Origin of the sequence: Noviherbaspirillum massiliense JC206 (genome assembly GCF_000312045.1) — a bacterium.
Classification (GTDB): domain Bacteria; phylum Pseudomonadota; class Gammaproteobacteria; order Burkholderiales; family Burkholderiaceae_D; genus Noviherbaspirillum; species Noviherbaspirillum massiliense.
Map to the genome: position 1 here is coordinate 1,124,120 of NZ_HE978634.1, position 20,820 is coordinate 1,144,939.

Annotated in this window: 19 protein-coding genes; 10 read left to right on the plus strand and 9 right to left on the minus strand. The window is 59.5% G+C overall.

From position 1 onward, the window contains the following. Window positions 1-185 precede the first annotated feature (185 nt). On the plus strand, window positions 186-1,442 hold the full coding sequence (locus HGHM_RS05700; RefSeq protein WP_019140549.1) for an NAD(P)/FAD-dependent oxidoreductase: 1,257 nt from the start codon (window positions 186-188) through the stop codon (window positions 1,440-1,442). Window positions 1,443-1,739: 297 nt separating this feature from the next. Next, entirely contained in the window at window positions 1,740-2,306 is a 567-nt protein-coding gene (gene dcd, locus HGHM_RS05710) for a dCTP deaminase (RefSeq protein ID WP_019140551.1), read from the plus strand. A 116-nt stretch (window positions 2,307-2,422) separates the two neighbouring features. Here the strand turns inward: dcd and HGHM_RS05715 are convergent, their stop codons facing one another. Continuing rightward, window positions 2,423-2,809, minus strand: a complete 387-nt coding sequence (locus HGHM_RS05715) for a DUF488 domain-containing protein (protein ID WP_019140552.1) — start codon at window positions 2,807-2,809, stop codon at window positions 2,423-2,425. Window positions 2,810-3,029: 220 nt separating this feature from the next. Here HGHM_RS05715 and HGHM_RS05720 point away from each other — a divergent pair, with 220 nt between their 5' ends. Continuing rightward, window positions 3,030-3,791: a sulfite exporter TauE/SafE family protein gene (locus HGHM_RS05720; protein ID WP_026075731.1), complete on the plus strand. Its 762-nt coding sequence runs from the start codon at window positions 3,030-3,032 to the stop codon at window positions 3,789-3,791. 43 nt (window positions 3,792-3,834) lie between these two features. Here the strand turns inward: HGHM_RS05720 and HGHM_RS05725 are convergent, their stop codons facing one another. After that, window positions 3,835-4,182, minus strand: coding sequence for a GFA family protein (locus HGHM_RS05725; RefSeq protein WP_019140554.1), 348 nt, complete (start codon window positions 4,180-4,182; stop codon window positions 3,835-3,837). Between the two features lie 98 nt (window positions 4,183-4,280). After that, window positions 4,281-4,661: a DMP19 family protein gene (locus tag HGHM_RS22600; protein ID WP_075111691.1), complete on the minus strand. Its 381-nt coding sequence runs from the start codon at window positions 4,659-4,661 to the stop codon at window positions 4,281-4,283. Between the two features lie 505 nt (window positions 4,662-5,166). Between HGHM_RS22600 and HGHM_RS23085 the strand changes: the two genes are divergently transcribed. The 3 genes from HGHM_RS23085 to HGHM_RS05745 all read left to right on the plus strand — a co-directional run bounded on the left by HGHM_RS23085 (window position 5,167) and on the right by HGHM_RS05745 (window position 6,051). Beyond that, on the plus strand, window positions 5,167-5,337 hold the full coding sequence (locus HGHM_RS23085) for a hypothetical protein (protein WP_019140556.1): 171 nt from the start codon (window positions 5,167-5,169) through the stop codon (window positions 5,335-5,337). 129 nt (window positions 5,338-5,466) lie between these two features. Next, window positions 5,467-5,658, plus strand: coding sequence for a hypothetical protein (locus HGHM_RS23090; RefSeq protein ID WP_148415396.1), 192 nt, complete (start codon window positions 5,467-5,469; stop codon window positions 5,656-5,658). Between the two features lie 180 nt (window positions 5,659-5,838). Next, window positions 5,839-6,051: a hypothetical protein gene (locus tag HGHM_RS05745; protein WP_019140558.1), complete on the plus strand. Its 213-nt coding sequence runs from the start codon at window positions 5,839-5,841 to the stop codon at window positions 6,049-6,051. 269 nt (window positions 6,052-6,320) lie between these two features. Here the strand turns inward: HGHM_RS05745 and HGHM_RS05750 are convergent, their stop codons facing one another. From HGHM_RS05750 to HGHM_RS05765, 4 genes are all read right to left on the minus strand, one after another. Next, a complete protein-coding gene (locus HGHM_RS05750) occupies window positions 6,321-8,570 on the minus strand; it encodes an arginine/lysine/ornithine decarboxylase (protein ID WP_019140559.1) in 2,250 nt (749 codons plus the stop codon). Between the two features lie 319 nt (window positions 8,571-8,889). After that, on the minus strand, window positions 8,890-10,068 hold the full coding sequence (locus HGHM_RS20800) for an SRPBCC family protein (protein ID WP_019140560.1): 1,179 nt from the start codon (window positions 10,066-10,068) through the stop codon (window positions 8,890-8,892). Between the two features lie 261 nt (window positions 10,069-10,329). Further along, window positions 10,330-10,899, minus strand: coding sequence for a DUF4337 domain-containing protein (locus HGHM_RS05760; RefSeq protein WP_019140561.1), 570 nt, complete (start codon window positions 10,897-10,899; stop codon window positions 10,330-10,332). A gap of 8 nt (window positions 10,900-10,907) precedes the next feature. Further along, window positions 10,908-11,393, minus strand: coding sequence for a dihydrofolate reductase (locus HGHM_RS05765; protein ID WP_019140562.1), 486 nt, complete (start codon window positions 11,391-11,393; stop codon window positions 10,908-10,910). Between the two features lie 340 nt (window positions 11,394-11,733). Here HGHM_RS05765 and HGHM_RS05770 point away from each other — a divergent pair, with 340 nt between their 5' ends. After that, window positions 11,734-12,249: a hypothetical protein gene (locus HGHM_RS05770; protein WP_148415398.1), complete on the plus strand. Its 516-nt coding sequence runs from the start codon at window positions 11,734-11,736 to the stop codon at window positions 12,247-12,249. 393 nt (window positions 12,250-12,642) lie between these two features. On the opposite strand, the gene HGHM_RS05775 is transcribed toward HGHM_RS05770, so the two are convergent. After that, window positions 12,643-13,701, minus strand: coding sequence for an IS1595 family transposase (locus tag HGHM_RS05775; protein WP_019140564.1), 1,059 nt, complete (start codon window positions 13,699-13,701; stop codon window positions 12,643-12,645). Between the two features lie 664 nt (window positions 13,702-14,365). Beyond that, window positions 14,366-14,824 carry a redox-sensitive transcriptional activator SoxR gene (soxR, locus tag HGHM_RS05780; RefSeq protein WP_019140565.1) on the minus strand — a complete coding sequence of 153 codons (459 nt, stop codon included), beginning with the start codon at window positions 14,822-14,824 and terminating at the stop codon, window positions 14,366-14,368. Between the two features lie 288 nt (window positions 14,825-15,112). Between soxR and HGHM_RS05785 the strand changes: the two genes are divergently transcribed. From HGHM_RS05785 to HGHM_RS05795, 3 genes are read left to right on the plus strand one after another with little or no spacing between them, the layout of a single operon-like run. Then, window positions 15,113-16,258, plus strand: coding sequence for an efflux RND transporter periplasmic adaptor subunit (locus HGHM_RS05785; protein WP_019140566.1), 1,146 nt, complete (start codon window positions 15,113-15,115; stop codon window positions 16,256-16,258). Next, window positions 16,255-19,332: an efflux RND transporter permease subunit gene (locus tag HGHM_RS05790; RefSeq protein WP_019140567.1), complete on the plus strand. Its 3,078-nt coding sequence runs from the start codon at window positions 16,255-16,257 to the stop codon at window positions 19,330-19,332. The genes HGHM_RS05785 and HGHM_RS05790 overlap by 4 nt, the downstream gene beginning before the upstream one ends. Then, window positions 19,325-20,788 carry an efflux transporter outer membrane subunit gene (locus tag HGHM_RS05795; protein ID WP_019140568.1) on the plus strand — a complete coding sequence of 488 codons (1,464 nt, stop codon included), beginning with the start codon at window positions 19,325-19,327 and terminating at the stop codon, window positions 20,786-20,788. Before HGHM_RS05790 ends, HGHM_RS05795 begins: the two co-directional genes overlap by 8 nt. Window positions 20,789-20,820: the final 32 nt, after the last annotated feature.

Below are 20,820 nucleotides of genomic sequence, written 5' to 3' on the forward strand. Positions count from 1 at the left end.
CTGGTTCACAACACTCTCCAGGTCCGAACTACTTCAAAAGCTCGGTTGACTTTCTTCAATCGGAATGCAGGCCTTCCCCGATATAGTGGTTCCAGTTCAAGGAATCCAGAGAGGGCAGGCGTGCAGGACTATCCGGCTGTTCAGATCACCAGGCAGGCAATCGGCCTTCATCCAGGGGCATCCGGATGAAGCACGTCATCATCGGCTGCGGCCACGCCGGCGTGATCGCGGCGGAAACCATCCGCAAGCATGCAAGCCTGGACGACATCCTGATGATCGGGGAGGATGACGGGCCGCCGTATTCGCGCATGGCGCTGCCCCATTTCCTGAGCGGCGCCATCCGCGAAGCGGATACCTGGCTGCGCAAGGAAGAAAAGCACTTTTCCGCGCAGCGCATCGAGCGCAGGCAAGGGCGCGTCATGCGCATCGACAGTGAATTCCGCATGCTGACTCTGGCCGATGGCTCGACCGTCGGCTTCGACCAGCTGCTGATTGCCACCGGCGCACGGCCCATGCTGCCGGTGATCCCGGGCATCCACAGCCCCGGCGTCCATCCCTGCTGGACGATCGAGGATGCGCGTCAGATCATGCAACTTGCCCGGCCCGGCGCGCGCGCAATCCTGATCGGCGCCGGCTTTGTCGGCAGCATCCTGATGGAATCCCTGGTCGCGCGTGGCGTGGCGCTGACCGTGGTCGAGAAAAAGGACCGCATGCTGCCCGGCATGATGGGCAAGGCTGCCGGGAAAATGGTCCAGCAATGGTGCGAAAGAAAGAACATTCGTGTCTGCACTTCCGCTACGGTGAGCCGGATCATTCCGGCTGCGGAGCAGAAGGGCGATGCCGGCCAGGCGCCACTGCTTGCCAGGTTGTCGAACGGCATACAGCTGCCGGCCGACCTGATCGTCGTCGCCACCGGGTCCCGTCCCCATGTGCGATTCCTGCGCGAGAGCGGCATCAAGTGCCGTTATGGCGTGCTGGTGGATGCCTCGATGCAGACCAATGTTCCGGGCATCTATGCGGCGGGCGACTGCGCGGAGGCCTATGATGTGGCCAGCGGCCAGCATGTGATTTCGGCAGTGGCCCCGAACGCTGCCGACCAGGCATACTGCGCGGCGCTGAACATGATCGGCAAGCGAGCCTTCCAGCGCAGCGTGCGCCGCATCGATGTGCTCGATACCCTGGGCCTGGTGTCGGCCTCGTTTGGCCAGTGGCGCGGTGTGCATGGCGGGCAGTGGGTGGAGGTGGCCGACGAACGCAATTTTCGCTACCTGCGACTGGAATTCAGCCGGGATGTCCTGGTCGGCTCCAGTTTCATCGGGTTGTCCGAGCATGCGGGCATCCTGCGCGAGCTGATCCGGCGCCATGTCGGCCTCGGCGAATGGAAGGACCGGCTGCTGGCCAATCCGGCGCTGCTCAGGGAAGCCTACAGCGCCTGCGTCTAGGTTTCGTTTTGTCACGGGGAAGTAGGGTGCGCCGCGCGCACCGCGCAATTTCGGTGCGCACGGCGCACCCTACGTCCTTTCCCTTTCCGCTTATGGACTCTTCTCCAAGGTTCCGCTGCACGCCTGTACATCCTGACATTCCACGGCTGTCACAAAAACCGCTCCGCCCCCCAAATCTGCTGGCCGGCCCCGGGTTTTCGCGTAAAATTGCTGCCCATCAAATGCAGGACTAGACGACCGGCCCCGCAAGACCCGTCAACCTCCTTCAGCCCGATCGACTCCAACCCCGCGAAAACGATGAGCATCAAATCCGACAAGTGGATCCGCCGCATGGCCGAGGAACACGGCATGATCGAACCCTTCGAGCCCGGCCAGGTCCGCCATGCCAACGGCCACAAGATCGTCAGCTACGGCACCTCGTCCTACGGCTACGATATCCGCTGCGCCGACGAATTCAAGATCTTCACCAACATCAACAGCACCATCGTCGACCCGAAGAATTTCGATGAAAAATCCTTTGTCGACTTCAAGGGCGATGTCTGCATCATCCCGCCGAATTCCTTCGCACTGGCGCGCACCATGGAATATTTCCGGATCCCGCGCACTGTGCTGACCATCTGCCTCGGCAAGTCGACGTACGCCCGCTGCGGCATCATCGTCAACGTCACACCCTTCGAGCCGGAATGGGAAGGTTACGTGACGCTGGAATTCTCCAATACCACGCCGCTGCCCGCGAAGATCTATGCCGGCGAAGGCTGCGCCCAGGTGCTGTTCTTCGAGAGCGATGAGGTCTGCGAGACGTCATACAAGGACCGCGGCGGCAAGTACCAGGGCCAGCGCGGCGTCACCCTGCCGAAGACCTGACAGTCTGAAAGCAATTGCGCTACATTGAGAGAGCCGATTTCCGCTAAGCGGGAATCGGCTCTGTCTTTATAAGGACAAGCAATGCAGCAGATCATTGCCGGCCGACACCAGCCTTCCTACCTGACTTCTGCACCTCTCTTCATCAACAGCTCGCGCAGTATCGAACGGTGGCAGCGCGCTTCGTCCACGCAATAACAACCGATCGAAAGACTGGTGTGATGTGACAGCGCAGCAAGCAGGTCGAGCTCATGGCTGGCTTCCGGCGACTTCATCTCCGCAAGGAAATGCCTTTTGAAGGTGCGCCACGATTTTTCATCTTCCGCAACCTGGGCTTCCTTCAACAGCGCGTCCGAAGGCGACAGGTTGGGAAACCAGACATCATAGAAATTCCGCGTTGCGTATTCATCCTTGCGCACGCCGCGCGGCGGACGCCGCACAGTCCCGACGCGCAATCCTTCGCCTTCTTCCCTCGGGCTTCCCAGCCTGACGATTCTGATAGCCATCGCTTTCCTCCGCTAAAAAATCCTGGCACCTGTCCATGAAAAGATCATGCAAGCATTTTATGCGTGAAGGCAGATTTCGCGTCTGTGCCAGGCGACAGCCGGTCACCGGAAAGTTGAGCGGCTGCAGCCAACCCGGTCAATCCGCCTTCGGCCATGGGCCCATGTTTAAAGTATCCTTGCTGCTCAGCCTTCATTCTCATCGATTCGCGATCTCACCATGATGTCCACCTTGCCGCTGGCGCCGCACCTGATCCTCTTCATCGCCGGCGCCGGATTCTTCGCCGGCGCCCAGAATGCCCTCGCCGGGGGAGGATCCTTCATCACCTTTCCGGCACTGATGCTGGCCGGCCTGAACCCGCTGGCTGCCAACATGACATCGACGATCGCCCTGTTTCCCAGCCAGATCACTTCCTCGCTCACGACCCGCAGGCTGGTGGAAGATGTGGGACGTCTCAGTTTCGGCAAGATGTTTGCCATCAGCATAGGCGGCGGCATCCTCGGAGCAATCCTTCTGCTGATTACCCCGGCCAGCTTCTTTGCCAAGCTGGTGCCTTGGCTCGTGCTGTTCGCCACCACCATGTTTGCCTGGGGCAGTTTCAGGAAGAAGCCGCTGCATGCAGGCAAAGGCTTGCCGGCTCCGGCCATCGCGGCAATGCAGTTCGCCATCTCGATCTACGGCGGTTATTTCGGTGGCGGCATCGGTTTTTTGATGCTGGCGGCGCTGACCCTGGCCGGGCAGCAGGTGCGCGCTGCCGCCGCGACCAAGAATGCGATGGCGATGGCCATGAATGCTTCCGCCGTTGCGATTTTCGCGTTCTCAAGTCAGGTGAGCTGGTTTGCCGCCCTGACGCTCGCCGTCGGCGGCATCGCGGGCGGCTATACCGGCGCCATGCTGATTCGCCGGCTGCCGGAAAAGCTGTTGCGCGGCTTCGTGGTGCTGGTCGGTGCAGTCCTGACCGTCTGGATGTTCATGCGCGCATGATTACCGGGTTCAGCATCAGGTGCGAAAGCAGCCTTCGCCGCATTTACATTGAGCGCCCGTCGAAATGCTGGACCGGAACCGAGCCGAGGTCGATGCCTTCGAGGCAGCGGATATTGACGGCCGCCATGCGATTCCCTTTCGGATCAGTGCCTTCGCCAAAGGGATGGATGCCGCAGGTCTTGCAGAAGCGGTGCTTGATGAGGTGCTTGTTGAAAGTATAGGTGCCGAGGTCTTCTTCCGGCGTCAGGAGTTGCATTGCATCGCGCGGGACGAACCACATGAGGGCACCCTTGCGGGAACAGATCGAGCAATTGCATTCCATCGCTCCATTCAGTTCTCCCTCGACCTGGAATGCGACCTTGCCGCAATGGCAGCTGCCTTTGTACATCATGGGTGGTCTCCTTGGAATAAAATTATTTGCGGCCTTGGTCTAGCACTGAGCTAACTGGCATGCATTCGGCTTGCCTGACGTCCATGTTGAGCGAAAAGTTAAGTTCCAATGACAGCCTCAATCACACGACGCTTTTCTACAAGCCATGTCAAACGAGGCCCATCACTAAAAAAGATCTCTTCTCCATACAACGGTTTGGAGCCATATCCCCGATAAGTGAACTCAGCAAAGTTCTTGTTGAAGCTTTCTTCATCAATGCATTTCTGCATGTACTTCGCACAATCATTTTCGTGCTCGCCAAAAACCTTACTCAGCTTGGCTATGGTAGACGCTCTGTGGTCGTCACCAAAATAAGCATATCCTTCTCGGGCAATCTCTAATAATTCACGCCAATTGGGGTAGGTGTTCCAAAGTAATTGTGCCCATCCGCCATTTGTGATTTCTTCTTCAACGCTATCAAAAGCGACTATATATCGCACAGTACTGGCACATCACGAAAACAATGAAAGCCTTCTTCATCCCACTGTGGACCTTCCGGGTGCTTGACTCCATACCATTGGTATATTCGTTCCAGTATGTCTTCACCAGCCATTTTTATTTATCCTCTCTCGGAGCTTAATTTCTAATTAGCTGGAAAAATTTTTAAATAACTTGCCTGATCCGCCGTATAACCAAGCTATCCGTTTCCCCTTGGCTTCTCTCCAACCAGAGCCAAGTCATTGATTTCAGAGGATGCCAGCTGCCGATTGTATAAAAATAATCACAATAACAGGCCGTGAAAATACATCCGCATTCAGGTCACCTTGGTTTGGCACTACACGAGGAGGATTAGAGCAACTGCGTTGACACTGCCGCTCCCCCGTAGCTCACAAACAAACAGGACTCCCCCAGTCCCCGTCCATCACAAACCGCTTCTCGCGTATCGCTTGCTTCAGGCAATCCACAAAATACTCGCGCCTGCTTCGCATCCTTTGTCGTGAAATCATGCACACCGGCATCGAATCCCTTTCCTTGCGCATCTATAAGCGCAGCGGTGAATATGCGATGAAGGCGTTTCACTTTACTCCCAAAGGCGCTGGCCACAGGCACCTGTGGCTGGGACAAGCCACGACAGCAGCAAAACCAGAAAATCCGCAGCCACATTCGCTCATGTGACCAAGCAACTCCGGCTATTCCCATCGTCAAGGACGATCCGGAACTAACACACAGCGGCCGCACCAAACCCAATCCGGTGTACAGATGCATCGGGAGCCAGTCGGCCAGTATTTACGCAAGGAGTCCATCATGAGTGGGAAACGAAAGGCACAGGCTCAGGCAGACAGCATGCAGCATCCGGGCATGCAAGCTGCGCCGGACAGCCGGGAAACCTGGGAAGGCGGAGGGCGCGAGCCGGTCCATCCGGACGACATCGGCGACGACGGTGAGTATCTCGGCCAGCACAAGGCACATCAGCGGCTGCGTTCCGATGACAATTGAGTCCTGGAAGATATTGCAGCTTGTCAATATGGGTCGCTATGCTGCCTCCGCCTGATCTGTATCATTTAAGAGCGGAAAGCTTGATACTGCGCAAGCTATTGAGCTAAATCAATTCTGGTCGGCCTTGCCGTTGCAGAATTGCAGAAGTTTCTTCTTCCAAACAGAACCAGGTGGGAAACGATGACGCGACCGGAAAATCTTTTTGAGGCTGCAAGCTACGATCTGATCAAGTTCCGGGAGCGGCGGATGGCAGAACGCCGCGCCCAAGCCCGCGATACCCCTGACCGCCGGGTCAGGCAGGACCCGAACTGGTTCATGCATCTTCCCGAAGAAGGCAATGGGGCGGAACAGGCCAAGGATGCCGGCTCCGCTCCTGCCGACGCCGAAAGCTGAGTGCGCCGCGCTGCGGGAGGCAAGCAGTCCCGCGCAGCGCCCCGGTCAAGTCAACGCTTATTTCGTTTAGCCCGCGCGGGAACTGTGCCTGCTGTTCGCAGCCGTCGTCACGGTTCGAGGCCTTCCTGCGGGCCGGCCGCCGGGCTGCGGGCTCACCCGCGCACGGCAATGCAGAATTCGGGCGGCATCCCCGATCCTCGCAGTCCATAAAAAAACAGGGACCCGTCTCCGGGTCCCTGTCCATTCGCAAACCGCTTCTCGTGTATCGCTTACTTCACGCAATCCACGAAATACCCGCGCCTGCCGTTCGCGTCCTGCGTTACAAGACCATGCACGTCGGTCTCGAAGCCCGGGAACTTTTCGTTGAAATCCCGTGCGAATTTCAGGTAGTCGACAATGGTCTTGTTGAAGCGTTCGCCCGGAATCAGGAGCGGGATGCCCGGCGGGTAGGGCGTCAGCAGGATGGCGGTGACGCGGCCTTCGAGTTCGTCGATGGAGACACGCTCGATCTCGCGGTGCGCCATCTTGGCGAAGGCGTCGGAAGGCTTCATCGCCGGCTGCATGTCGGACAAATACATCTCCGTCGTCAGGCGCGCCACGTCGTAGGCCTTGTACATGTCGTGGATCTGGAGGCACAGGTCGCGCAGGCCGATACGCTCGTAGCGCGGGTTGGCGGCGGCGAACTCGGGCAGGATGCGCCAGATCGGCTGGTTCTTGTCGTAGTCGTCCTTGAACTGCTGCAGTGCGGTCAGCAGGGTGTTCCAGCGGCCCTTGGTGATGCCGATGGTGAACATGATGAAGAACGAGTACAGGCCGGCCTTTTCCACGATCACGCCGTGCTCGGCGAGGTAGCGGGTGACGATCGAGGCCGGGATGCCGGTGTCGCCGAACTTGCCGTCTAGTGACAGGCCCGGAGTGACGATGGTGGCCTTGATCGGGTCGAGCATGTTGAAGCCGGGCGCCAGCTTGCCGAAGCCGTGCCAGTCGTCCTCGGCGCGGATCATCCAGTCTTCGCGCGAGCCGATACCGTTCTCGGCAAACTTGTCCGGTCCCCAGACCTGGAACCACCAGTCCTGGCCGTATTCCTCATCCACCTTCTTCATCGCGCGCCGGAAATCGAGCGCTTCGAGGATGCTTTCCTCGACCAGCGCGGTGCCGCCCGGCGGCTCCATCATGGCCGCGGCGACGTCGCAGGAAGCGATGATCGCGTACTGCGGCGAGGTGGAGGTGTGCATCAGGTAGGCTTCGTTGAACATGTCCTGGTCGAGCTTCACCTTCTCCGAATCGCGCACCAGGATCTGCGAAGCCTGCGACAGGCCGGCCAGCAGCTTGTGGGTCGACTGGGTCGAGAAGATCAGCGATTCCTTGGCGCGCGGACGGTCCTTGCCGATCGCGTGCATGTTCTTGTAGAAGTCATGGAAGGTCGCATGCGGCAGCCAGGCTTCGTCGAAGTGCAGGGTGTCGATCTGGCCGTCCAGCATCTGCTTGATGGTTTCGACGTTGTACACCACGCCGTCATAAGTGGACTGCGTGATGGTCAGGATGCGCGGCTTCTTGTTCTTCGCTTCCCGGGCGAAAGGGTTGGCCTCAATCTTCTTCATGATGTTTTCGATCTTGAACTCTTCCAGCGGGATCGGGCCGATGATGCCGAGGTGGTTACGGGTCGGCATCAGGAACACCGGGATCGCGCCGGTCATGATGATCGAGTGCAGGATCGACTTGTGGCAGTTGCGGTCGACGACGACGATGTCGCCGGGACCGACGGTCGAGTGCCACACCATCTTGTTGGAGGTGGAGGTGCCGTTGGTGACGAAGTAGCAGTGGTCGGCGTTGAAGATGCGCGCCGCATTGCGTTCGGATGCGGCTACCGGGCCGGTATGGTCGAGCAGCTGCCCGAGTTCTTCCACCGCGTTGCAGACGTCTGCGCGCAGCATGTTCTCGCCGAAGAACTGGTGGAACATCTGGCCCACCGGTGACTTCAGAAAGGCGACGCCGCCAGAGTGGCCGGGGCAGTGCCAGGAGTAGGAACCGTCCTTCGCGTAATGCACCAGCGCGCGGAAGAAGGGCGGGGCCAGGCCGTCGAGATAGGCCTTCGCCTCGCGGATGATGTGGCGCGCGACGAACTCCGGCGTGTCCTCGAACATGTGGATGAATCCGTGCAGCTCGCGCAGGATGTCGTTCGGGATGTGGCGCGAGGTGCGGGTTTCGCCGTACAGATAGATCGGGATGTCGGCGTTCTTGTGACGGATCTCGTTGACGAAGGCGCGCAGCGACTTGAGCGCGACATCGGTTTCCTCGGATGAGCCGCCGCCGAACTCCTCGTCGTCGATCGACAGGATGAAGGCGGAAGCGCGCGACTGCTGCTGCGCGAACTGGGAGAGGTCGCCGTAGCTGGTCACACCGAGGACTTCCATGCCTTCGCTTTCCAGCGCTTCGGCCAGCGCGCGAATGCCCAGGCCCGAGGTGTTTTCGGAGCGGAAGTCTTCGTCAATGATGACGATCGGGAAGCGGAATTTCATCGAGGTCTCCAATGAAAGCAGAGTAGGGAGACGCTTGGGCAAGTCGTTGCGACAACCGCTTGCGCGCCGAAAAAAATAAAAGACGAATTTTCGCAGATATGACGAAAGCGTGCGCAAAAACTGCAGGCAGATTCCGGGCGGGCAGGCCGGCCAGCCCGAGTCCGGCAGGGGGAACCTTCCCCCGAGGCCGGGCTACGGAACTGTGGCAAAGGATTGTCGTTTTGCCATGCCAGGGGCAGCTTGTGCCACCCCGGCATGGCCTGGCGGCACAAGCTGCCGGAAAAGGGCCGCTTTCGCCAAGCAGCCCGGAGTGCAAGACTCAGTGGATGGCGGTCGGTTGCGTCGGCTGCGCAGCACCGCGCGGCTGGGCGCCGCTTTCGATGAAGCTCTTCATGCGCATCAGATCTTCATCCATCTGGCGCTTCGGATTGCCGTTGAACAGCGATGCGATCGCATGCCCGACCACGCCGGCCGGCGGGCTGTAGATCATCTGCACATGGACGCGAGTGCCGCCGTTTTCCTGCTCGAAGCGGATCGTGCCCTCATTCTCGACCGTCGCGTTCGGTTCGCTCTTCCAGGCCAGCATCTCGGGGCGGCGCGATTCGGTCATCATCGCATCCCACTCGACCTGCGACCCGGCCGGGCCGCTGACGATCCAGTGCGAGCGTCCGCCGCCGAGGTCGCGCACCTCCTGCACATTCGACATGAAGTGCGGGAAATTCTCGTAATTACTCCAGAGGTCGAACACGGATGCCGGCGGTGCGGCGATATAAATCGATTTCTGCAGGTGCACCGGTTGCATGCCCGCTTGCATGCCGGTCATGCGCCGCATTCCGGCGTTGCCCATGCCGCGCGCCATCAATCCGATCCCGAGGGCGGCCAGCATGATGCTGCCGGGCGAACGGCGTATCAGGCCGTAGGCGCCGAGCGCACCGCCTCCTATCGTCGCAACCGCGCGCAGTGCCGGCGGCCAGTTCTCGCGCATGATGGTGGAGCGCTGCTGCCTCGGCCTGCCCTGGCCCTGAAGGCTGGGGGTGTCGGCCCGCTCATGCACTTCCATGTGGTCTTCGATCGTCATGACGCCCGGGACCGCGCGCACCATGGCCAGTGTCTGTTCCAGTTCGCTTGCAAGAATCGCCCCGCTCAGCGTCACGCATCCCTGTTCGGCTCTGACCTTGATGGAATGGGGATGGGAGACGGTACGGCCGATTTTCGAGCGTACCCGCTCGACCAGCACCGCATCGCTCACTAGCTTGTTACGCTGCGACATGCGCTTGCTGGCTTCGGCGCGCAGCCCGCGCATGCGGTTGCTCATGTCGCGCGATGCAACATCGAGGCTATCGCTGGCCTGGATCATCATGCTGCGCATCTTGTCTTTCGCGAGCGCACGCCGGCGCTTCCCCCGATCCGGGTCCGACAGGTACATTGCAAGAGCGCCAAGCGCGGCGCCGCTGATCCAGCCCGTGAAGGCCCGGCTTCCTCTTTCTTCCCGATTCATGGTTATCTCCTTTTCAAGGATTGCTTACGGCATGACCGCATGAATGTGCAATGCGCGAAGGCAAAAGCGACTTCAAGCGAATGGCATTGCATCCATGTGCACAGGTGCATCGAACCTGCTTATCAAAAAGGCAAAGCTGTTTGACAGGAGCGCGGCGCAAATGTTGCGGCTGGCGGAGGATTGGCGCGGAGAAGCCGGGAAGTGGAGGGTGAGGCCGTGCACGCAACCGGAGCGGTCCGGTTGCGTACCGGATTCAGAAAGTCAGAAGTGCAGCCAGGCCAGAACGCCGAGGGCGATGCCGACGCCGGCAACGCCATACGATGCATATTCGAGCCACTTCTTGCGGGTCAGCAAGGTGATTGCCGCGAGCGAAATGGCAATCTGTTCCGCCGTCATCGCCTGCGCCCAGCGATGATGCTGGTGCATCTGCTCTTCCGATTTCTGGTCCCATTCATGGGAAGCAGCTTCCAGCATTTCCGCATCGCCCTTGATATCGTTTTTCTCTTTCTTGTAGCGCTCGACTTCGGTTTTGTAACGTTCGCGGTCGACGCCGGGCAGGGTCATGGCCAGTTCCGCAAGATTCTGCTTGTTGGACTTGGCCTGGTAATAGTTCCACTGGTTGGACGCTTCGGTTTTCTTGATCGCGGCATTGTTCTTGTACAGCGCCGCATTGTTTTGCGTGTCGCCCGCCATGTAACCGAACAATGCGCCGACGGTGGCGAGGACGGCGGTCATGACCGCGATCTTGCTGGAAAAATCGTCACCGCCATGGGCGGCATGTTCGACTTCATGGTCGTGCGGGCCGTGCACATGGAAACCGTGACCGGACATAGGTGCTCCTAAATTCTTTCGTAAGTGACGAATGCGTAATCGAACCGGTTGGGTTCGGAGTAATGGCTTTCCCGCTTCACTTCCTTCCACTGCCGCGCATCGATTGCGGGGAAAAACGCATCGCATTCGAAGGTCTTGCCGATTTCGGTAACGACCAGTCGCTTGGTCAGTGGCAGCGCCTCCGCATAGATCTGGGCGCCGCCGACGATGAAAGCTTCTGCAGCGCCCACCAGTTCCAGCGCAGCCCTGAGGGACGTGACGGCTTCGACGCCTTCATGCCGCCATGCCGGATTGCGAGTCACGACGATATTGCGCCGGTTCGGCAGCGGACGCCCGATCGAGTCGAAGGTCTTGCGGCCCATGATGACCGGATGGCCGGAAGTGGTGCGCTTGAAATGCGTCAGGTCTTCCGGCAGGCGCCAGGGCAGGGTGTTGTTGATGCCGATGCCGCCTTTGGCATCCGTCGCGACGACGATGGTGAGCTGTGCTTGCATGCGTTGGCATTCCTGCATGTGGTTGTCTTCCCGGCAGGGGAAGCGAGGACAGGCGTGATTTGGCGGGGAATGGTGTCTTGCCCGCCAGATAAAGTCAAGCCTTGCGCTGCTGACCGTGCTCCTGAATCGACCGGAAGATTCATTCCTGTCAATGCAGGCATGAAGATTTGCACGCATCTCGGCATGGATCAAGCACAGGCTGAATTGTCCGGCATTATGTAGCAGTTGTACATACCTCCTGGAAATTTTCGCCTTTTTTAGCGATCTTGTCTGCATGGCAATCTTTTAGACTAGATGAGGGCGGATGGGTCGCCTGCCGATCGCGTCTGGAGGATTTGCCATGGCACACAGCATGGGAGTACAAGGGCTTCGGTACAAATGGGCTCGGTTAGCGGGCGAAGCTAAACAGATCACAAAGGCGAATCAACGCCTCGCAGCAAAGGTGGCCAGCTTGAACGAGCATATCCAGGCCAACGAATCGAGGATCGCCGAAATTACTGCTCAAATCACCTTGCTTGCCGAAGCAGCACGGGACGGCTTTGGTGTTGCGATGCAAGCGCCCGACCCAAGACAGACAATCCCAAAACATCACTTCACGGCATGGGGCGGGTTACAACGTGCGATCCTTGATGAGCTCAGACGTGCGAACGGGATTCCCCGAACAACGCGTCAGCTCGCTGATGCGATCGATGCATCTCACGGTATGCGACTTACGTGCGACCAGATGACACAGCTCAGTACTTCGATTCGTTATCGTATGCGCCACCTGCGTGCGAAAGACCTCGTTGCACGCGTCGAATCTCAACATGGGATAGGGAACGCTTCGTCATGGGTTCTAAAGGTTTTTGTCGAGTAAGGCCTGTTCATATCGCTTCGCTGCAGAAACGATACATGAAGATTTTGGGAGAGGTGCAGTATCATGAACGTCGCCGAGTCGGCGATGCCCCGCCTTTGGCATCGCTACATCGCTCGCTCGCGAGCCTCGCTCAAGCCTTGCGTATTCTCGCGCCGGATGTCGAACTTGATCACCTGCGGGCCATCCCATTTCTTCCCCCGCAACCCTTACCGGGCACTGAGTTAAAGCGCGCCGTTCTTGCTACATTGCGGACAGCCGAGCACGCATTGTCGCTCGCGGCGCTCTCGCAAATGGTCGCTGCGCGACAAGGCATTAAGTTTGAAACGAATAGCGAGTGGCATAGGTTTGTGATTCGGGTACGGCGTACGACCGCTACCTTATCGCGACGCGGCATCATCCAGCAGCTGGGCTCGCTAATGTCCGTGCCGGGATGTTCATAACCGAGTCATGCCTTCGCTTATTGCCTTGCCAGTATTTCGCCCAATCGCGCGATCGCGCGCATTGAAGGCATTTCTGCAGCGCGTCCATGACGAACGTCCGGTTGGATTTACGTCGCCAGTCCTCCCTGAACGCAATTTCGTTAGCGTACACATCCAGGTGCTTTCGAACGTACTGATGAATCTGCCCCATGAGCATACGACGTAACCGTGCAAAATACGACTCAGCCTGGTTCTGATTCGCACCGCTATCCGATTGATATTCGGCTTCGTGACAGACGACCTCGTGCGGGTAGAGCGCGCCGAGGCTGGCATATCCTGATGCCTCATCGGTGAAGATTCGAGAACCCCGCTTAACGTTCGCCTCTACCACCGCGCGAATGTCGTTCTCGTTCTCCGACTTCAGCACAAAGATCCGCGTTCGCATGGCCCCCTCTTCGCCATCATCCTGCGCGGGACATCGCTGGCGAATCACCAAGACAATACATTTCATCTTGTTCTGATTTTCTTCCAGGCGACGGTCAACCCGATCAGCCTTCTTGTTCTTGGGCCGCATATAGCGGTGTACATGGGCCGCGTCAATTTCGACGTCACCTTCAAAAGGAGTCGTATTCTGGGTCTTCCATAACGACTCGCGAATCTTGTGGAGCAGGACGAACGCGGTCTTGTACTGGACGTCGAGTTCGCGGCTGAGTTGGAGGGCAGATAAGCCCTTCACAGCATTCGCGTATATCAGGATGCCGGCAATGATGGTCTGTAGCGGTAGCTTATGGCCGTGGAAAACTGAGCCCGACGTGACAGAGAATGGCTGGTAGCACTCCTTGCATCGCCACCGTTTCTGCAATTTGACATAGCGGTGGGCCCTGATGACGCCGCAATGAGGGCAGGTTTGAACGAGCTTATCCCCCCAGCGCAACTCCGCGAACGTCTCGCGAGCGACGTCATCGGACATGGCGAACACCTGTTTCAGTGACAGGCCACGCGCGCCACTGGATAGAAGAAAATGTTGCGGCATCGTTCAGACGCGCAGTGTACCTTGATCGCTCAACGACCTCATATCCGCCCCATCAGTCCGTACACGCATATAGACCTCACATTCGTTAGTTGTTAACGCGCATTCTATTGGATCAGCATTGCGGGCCATCACTATTTCCGGCAAGCGATGTAACTGCCAAGCGTGGCGATCCGAATACTGTATGCTTATACAGTATTCGCGTTAGCGAATTGCGCCTCGTCAAAGAGTCATAGTGCCCACCCGGATCGACTCGATGCGCATGGCGACCCGACTCAATGTCTACAACAAAGATGTCCGGTTCGCCGATAGCGATGTAGTCAAAGTCGTGTCGGCTGCCGAGATCGAGGCTATGTTGGCTTGCGGAGAAGCTGTGGTCCGCACGCCGGACAGGGCCGGACGTGAAATGCCGCGAGCGCGAATCTCATCTTGTCCGATCTCATAAATGAAGTGGCTTCGCACGGGCTGTGTGTCTGACGGCTTCTCAATGAGGAGCATTCCTCAATGTCAGATGCCACATGGCTCGGGCGGCTCAATGAAGCGAAACCGTGACTATCCGACGGCTGGGCCTGCGACCGCAGCCGGTGTGGACTGTCTTCAACCCCTTCCCTGTGTCATGACTGCTGGTCCACGACTGCCAACCTTGACCTTTTGAAGTCAAGTTCCTTCACGGCCGTTCCAGTATCCTCGCGCCGGGGCCTTCCTGTCCTAATACATCCTCCGGGTTGCGTAACGGGCAGTCTTTCAACGACAGACAACCGCATCCTATACAACTCGTCATCTCGTCGCGCAGCCGCTGTAACCTCGTGATGCGTGCGTCAAGATTGGCGCGCCATTTCGATGCCACGACTTTCCATTGCGCAGCCGTCAGTCTTTGCCCAGGTTCGTAAGGGCCGAGCGCTTCCTGAATCTCGTCGAGCGGAATACCGGCGCGTTGCGCCACTTTGATGACGGCGATATAGCGTAGGACGTCGGGCGTGTAGCGGCGCTGGTTACCACTATTGCGCTCGCTGCTGATCAATCCCTTGGTCTCGTAGAAATGCACGGTGGAGACCGCAACGCCACTGCGCTGCGCCACTTCGCCGACACTCAGGCGGCGGATGGATTCCGGAATAGGTTTAGACATAGCGCTTGACCTCAACATAACTTGAGGAATTATACTGCAAAACCGTTCGCAAGCGGGCGCTTTATCCTTTCGACTAACGAGGACATCTATGTCATTGCCTCCCCGACTTTGTAATCTTCCCTCAACACCATGTGCTGGTAACGCGCTCAAGCTTCATCAACGCACGCGTGCGATTAGCCGAAGCTCGCGTACTTCCCATCCCGCCGACCGCTAGGCTCGCCAATGACAAGCTTGCGTGACGATCAGCTGAATGCAGCTTTGGCGCATCTATTAACAGAGACCTGAATAATGAATACTCTCCCCGTCGGCGGCCAGTCCGCCGCAAGACATAAGCCATTCAAGACCGTCGCCATCACGTCGGTGGCTATGGCATTGCTCATTGCCGCCCTGGTGGGCTGGCGTGCCAGCAGGCCTGCCCCCCCAGGATGGGCTAGCGGCCCCATCGACGTCGTTGCGACAACCCTCAAGGTGGATTCAGCTTCCGTTCGCCTGGAAGCTTTGGGCGAACTGCGCGCGGCGCGCCAAGTGACCCTCCCTGCCGAAGTCCCGGGGCGGGTTGCCTCGATTGCTTTCGAGTCGGGTCGCCGTGTCGAGGCGGGCACTGTATTGGTCCAACTCGACGACGCCATCGAACAGGCAGACCTGTCCGCGGCCAAGGCCAACGCCGCATTCGCGCGCCAGCAACTGGCCAGGGCAACAGAATTGGTCAAGACCGGTGCCATGTCGCAGGAAATTCTTCAACAGCGCCAGGCCGAACACGACCAGGCCAAGGCGCAGGTGGAGCAACTCGAAGTCCGCATCCGACAGAAGCGCATCGGCGCGCCTTTTAGTGGCGAACTTGGTCTACGGCACGTCGACCCCGGCCAATACTTGAATGCGGGCGAGAGTATCGTGACGCTGACCGACCTGGACAAGCTGTATGTCAATTTTGATGTCCCCCAGAAACAGTTGGGCCGGGTCCGTGTCGGGCAGCGAGTGGACGTCAATGTGGGCGAGGACATCGGCACGGTGCGCGCGACTGTCAATGCAATCGAGCCGCAGGTCGGCCGCGATACGCGCAATGCCACCATCCAGGCAGAGCTACCGAACGGCGACCGCAGGCTGAGGCCCGGCATGTACGCGACGGTGGCGGTAGAAATGCCCGATGAATCGAATGCACTCCTGCTGCCGGCGACGGCGATCATGACCTCGCCGTCGGGCGATGCCGTCGTGCTGGTGCGTGGCTTGTCCGCTGAGAAAAACGGCAAGGCGGAATTCGCCCCGGTCACCGTGGGCCGTCGCATCGGCGACCGCGTCATCATCACCAAAGGTCTGAAGGCCGGCGACGTCGTCGTGACCGAAGGCCAAGTACGGGTCCAGCCGGGCAGCGTGCTGCATGTGGTGGAAAAGCCGGCTGTGGCCAAACCTGCCTCGATAGACGGAGGCAAAACGTGAAGTTCACCGACCTTTTCATTCAGCGTCCAATCCTGTCGATGACGCTGAATATTATGATTCTGTTGGCCGGCCTGGCTGCCTTGTTCTCGCTGCCGATTCGCCAGTATCCGAAGATGGAAAGCGCGACGATCGTCGTGACGACCAACTTCCCCGGGGCCTCACAGGAAGTGATGCAGGGTTTCGTCACCACCCCGATCGCGCAGGCAATCGCCAGCGCCAGCGGCATCGAATACCTGAACTCGACGTCGACGATGGGCCGCAGCGAAATTAAGGCCAAGCTCGTCCTGAACGCCGACGCCGACCGCGCGATGACCGAGGTGCTGGCCAAGGTGCAGCAAGTGAAATACCGGCTGCCGCAGGGCGTGTATGATCCGGAGATTAAAAAGATCACCGATGGTGTCTCCGCCGTCCAGTACCTGACGTTCCAGAGCGACCGTCAGAGCATTCCCGAAATTACCGACTACGTGTCGCGCGTGGCCCAGCCGCTCATCACGTCCGTGCCTGGCGTTGCTTCCGTCGACATCAACGGTGGCCAGACGCTGGCGATGCGGTTATGGATCGATCCGGAAAAGCTGGCCGCGCGCGGCCTCACGGCGAGCGATCTCTCTGCCGCGCTTCGTGCCAACAACGTACAGGCCGCACCCGGTGCACTGCGTGGCGCCAACACCTTGATTCCGATTACCGCTGAGACCGACGTGCGTAGTGTGCAGGGCTTCCGCGACATGGTAATAAAGCGCGCGGACAACAGCGTCGTTCGACTGCAAGACGTCGCAACGGTCGAACTTGGCGGCCAGAACTACAACAGTAGCTTCCTCGCCGGCGGGCGCCGTGCCGTCTCGCTGGCGATTTCGCCCACCCCGGACGGCAATCCTCTGGAGATCGTCAAGGGTGTTAATGCATTGCTGCCCGACCTGCAGCGCACCGCACCGCCGGGCATGAAGGTGGCGAACGTGTTCGACATGGCTCGTTTTGTGAACGCGTCCATTGATGAAGTGATGCACACGCTGCTGGAAGCCGTCGTTATCGTAGTAGTGGTGATCTTCCTGTTCCTCGGCTCGTTCCGGTCAGTGATCATTCCAATCGTGACCATTCCGCTGTCGTTGGTCGGCACCGCGGCACTGATGATGGCCTGCGGTTTCTCGATTAACCTGCTGACACTGCTTGCCATGGTGTTGGCGATCGGCCTGGTGGTCGACGATGCGATCGTCGTGGTCGAAAACATCCATCGTCACATCGAGGACGGATTGTCACCACTTGATGCGGCCATTCTCGGCGCACGAGAAATCGTCTGGCCGGTGATCGGGATGACTATCACGCTTGCGGCTGTGTACGCACCAATCGGCATGATGGGCGGCCTCACCGGCGCGCTGTTCAAGGAATTCGCCTTCACGCTTGCCTGTTCCGTCATCGTGTCCGGCGTGGTAGCACTGACTCTGTCGCCGATGATGAGCCGCTTGCTGTTGAATAAGCATCTGTCCGAAGGCCGGCTCGCGCAGCGTGTCGAGTTTGCGATGCATACCATGTCCTCGTGGTACGGGCGAGTCTTGGGTCACGTGTTGCACGCACGCACGGCGGTCATGGTGGTCTGCGCCGTGGTCCTGGTAGGTATCGGCTTCCTGTTCATGGGCGTGCAACACGAACTGGCCCCAGGCGAGGACCAGGGCTACGTTTTTGTCGCATCCAAGGCGCCGCAATACGCAAGCGTCGACTATACCGAGCGCAGCGTGCACGACGTGCAGAAAATCTTCCGCCAACTTCCGGATTACCAGGATAGCTTCCTCAGTAGCGGTACCAACGGCCAGAATAATGGCTTTGGTGGCGTGGTGTTGAAACCATGGGAATCACGCAAGATGAGCTCGAATCAGGTCGAAGGCGTGATCAATGGCCAGAGCGCCAAGGTCACAGGTTCCTTCATCACCGCATTCCAGGCGGCGCCCTTGCCGGCCGGCAGCGATGGCCTGCCCGTGCAGATGGTATTGCGCGCATCCAGCGGCTTCCCCGAACTTTACCAGACGCTCGAGACGATCAAGGCGGCGGCCTGGCGAAGTGGCCTGTTCGCCTACGTCGACAGCGATTTGGCCTTCGACAGCCCACAGGCAAACATGACCATCAACGCCGCTAAAGCTGGAGAGATGGGCGTAACCATGAGCGTTGTCGCTGACACGTTGGCGACGATGGTGGGCGAGAACTACGTCAACCGCTTCAACTGGTTCGACCGGTCCTACGACGTTATTGCTCAGGTACCGCAAGAAAAGCGCCGCGCGCCGGACGACCTGTCGAGCTACTACGTACGTGCCCAGTCAGGCAAGCTCGTTCCCTTGTCGACGCTCGTCGACGTCCAGGTAAAGCCGCAGGCCAACCGTCTGCCGCAGTTCAACCAGATGAATGCGGTGACGCTGTCCGCCGTCCTCATGCCCGGCGTGACGATGGGGCGCGCCGTCGATTTCCTGAAAGCCCAGCCGCTGCCGGCAGGGACGAAGATCGACTGGCTGTCCGACAGCCGCCAGTTCGTCAAGGAGGGAAACCGCCTGGTGATCTCATTCGGATTCGCGCTGATCGTGATCTTTCTGGTGCTGGCCGCGCAATACGAAAGCCTGCGCGACCCTCTGGTCATCCTGGTGACCGTCCCGCTGGCGATCTGTGGCGCGCTGCTGCCGCTGTGGCTCGGTTACGCGACCATGAACATCTATACGCAGATTGGTCTCGTTACGCTGATAGGCCTCATCTCCAAGCACGGCATCCTGATGGTCTCGTTCGCCAACGACATCCAGCGACAGGAGGGGGTAGGACCGATGCAAGCGATGCACAAGGCGGCAGTTATCCGCATGCGTCCTGTCTTAATGACGACTGCTGCGATGGTCGCGGGCCTAGTGCCGCTGTTGTTCGCTGGCGGTGCCGGCGCCGCCAGCCGTTTTTCGATTGGCATCGTGGTCGTGACCGGCATGCTTGTCGGCACCATGTTTACGCTGTTCGTGCTGCCGACCATTTATTCGCTGGTGGCGCGCGATCATCGTAAGCGTGCCTTGTCGCCAGCTGCCATGGAGTTCGGCCAGGAGGAGGTGCGCCATGTTTAATCACAGCTACCTCAATCGCGCCGCCGCATGCTTGGCAGTTCTGTTCGTGACGGGCTGTTCGCTGGCGCCTACTTATAAGCAACCTGCAGCGCCGATCCCCGCGGCCTGGCCGCAGGCGCCCGAGACGCCACAACCGTCCAGCGCACCTTCACTCGACCTTGATACTTTTGTCGTCGATGCGAGGCTGCGTAGCCTGATCGGCACGGCGCTTGCGAACAACCGCGACCTTCGTCAGGCGTTGCTGAATGTCCAGGCGGCCCGTGCAATGTACGGCGTGCAGCGTGCTGACCGCCTGCCAACCGTACAGGCGGAGGCGGGAGGCACACGCCAACGCCTGCCAGACGGGGTTCGTGCGCCTGGTACACCGCCCCTGCAGAGCGATTACCGAGCCGGCGTCGGATTGGCATCGTTTGAATTGGACCTGTTCGGCCGGGTGCGTAGCTTGTCGGACGCGGCCATGGAAATTTATCTTGCCACAGAGGAGACATCGCGTAGTGCAACGATCAGCCTGATTGGTGAAGTAATCCGCGCCTACCTCGAGCGCAACGGCGCTCAGGAGCGGTACTTGATCGCCAGCCGGACGCTTAACGCCCGCTTGGCGTCGTTGAAGCTCATCGAGCAGCGCCGCAGCTTGGGGGCGGCGGCGGAGCTCGACGTACAGGAGGCGCTAGGTCTGGTCCAGCAGGTGACAGTGGAACGCGAACGGATCGAGCGCGAATTGCGCCAGAGCGGCAACGCGCTGGCACTGCTGGTGGGTGTTGGTGATATCCGGACGCTGTTGCCGGACGCGCCGAGCACCGCATCGGTGCTTGTTCAGGACCTGTCCCCAGGCATGCCGTCGGATCTCCTTTTCTACCGCCCGGATATCCGCGCCGCCGAGCACCAGCTCAAGGCGCGCAACGCAAATATCGGTGCTGCACGGGCTGCCTTCTTTCCGCGTATCTCACTGACCGGCATGTTCGGCAGTTCGAGCGTGGAACTGTCGGACCTGTTCGCATCGGGCCAGCGCGCCTGGTCGTTCACGCCGCAACTCACGCTGCCGATCTTCGATGTCGGGCGCAACCGCGCCAATCTCGATCTTGCACAAGTCCGTAAGAACATCGCGGTCGCAGTCTACGAGCGGGCCATTCAGTCGGCCTTCCGCGATGTGTCGGACGCGCTGGCAGCAACCGATACGCTCAAGCGCGAGGAAGCGGCGCAGGCAGTTTTGTCGCGCTCCAGCTCTGAGACGCTGCGGCTGTCCGAGCTGCGCTACAAGTCCGGAACGGACGATTACCTGCGCTACCTGGACGCGCAGCGCAATGATCTCGCAAACCAGATGGCGATGATCCAGGTTCGAACGGAGCGGCAAGTTGCCCTTGCGGGCCTGTACCGTGCCCTCGGCGGCGGATGGTCGACGCGCGTGCAGGACGGACGTGGCGCACCGGAAGGCGAACCCGCATTGGGTATGCGGTAAACGTTCCCCCGGTGGTGGTCGTACCGCCGGGG